Genomic DNA, 532 nt, shown 5'->3' on the forward strand with positions numbered 1-532 from the left:
GTGCAGCAGAAGCATTTCAGGAGACACTTAATTATCAGTCTGAACCTTTACCCATTGGTAAGGCAAATAAAATCGCATCAGAATGCAGAAAAAGAAATGAAATGGCAGAGGCGCGACGGGTAAGAGAAAATGAGCGCAATAAAATACGCGAAAAACAACTTCAGGCATTAAATGATGCTCATTCAGTAAAGGAACGTTAATCCTGGTTTCCTGTTAAAAGCCTCCATTTCTTATTTTGTGCTGTGGTTTTAAGAATGGCACTGCGTGATATATCCACGGCCACAGACTGATATTTTCCTTTTTTAAACGTACTAAGGAATACTCGTATGAGTAATAACCCACTTCAGGCCGTCACTCAGGCGGTTAACTCTCTCGTCACAGCACTGAAACTGCCTGACGAGTCCGCAAAGGCCAATGAAATACTGGGTGAAATGAGTTTCCCGCAGTTCAGCCGTCTGCTGCGTATTTTCATGAAAGGAGATCACTCAATAACTTCCATCGAGATCGGGTAATAACATTTGAACAGATCGCT

The 532-nt window shown here is 42.3% G+C and carries 2 pseudogenes; both read left to right on the forward strand.

The features are described from left to right. Positions 1-200, forward strand: a pseudogene (locus tag QZF50_RS23700) (hypothetical protein); the annotation flags it as partial. Between the two features lie 126 nt (positions 201-326). Continuing rightward, a pseudogene (locus QZF50_RS23705) lies at positions 327-461 on the forward strand (F pilus assembly Type-IV secretion system for plasmid transfer family protein); the annotation flags it as partial. Positions 462-532 lie beyond the last annotated feature (71 nt).

The organism is uncultured Escherichia sp. (genome assembly GCF_948475835.1).
GTDB lineage: Bacteria > Pseudomonadota > Gammaproteobacteria > Enterobacterales > Enterobacteriaceae > ECMA0423.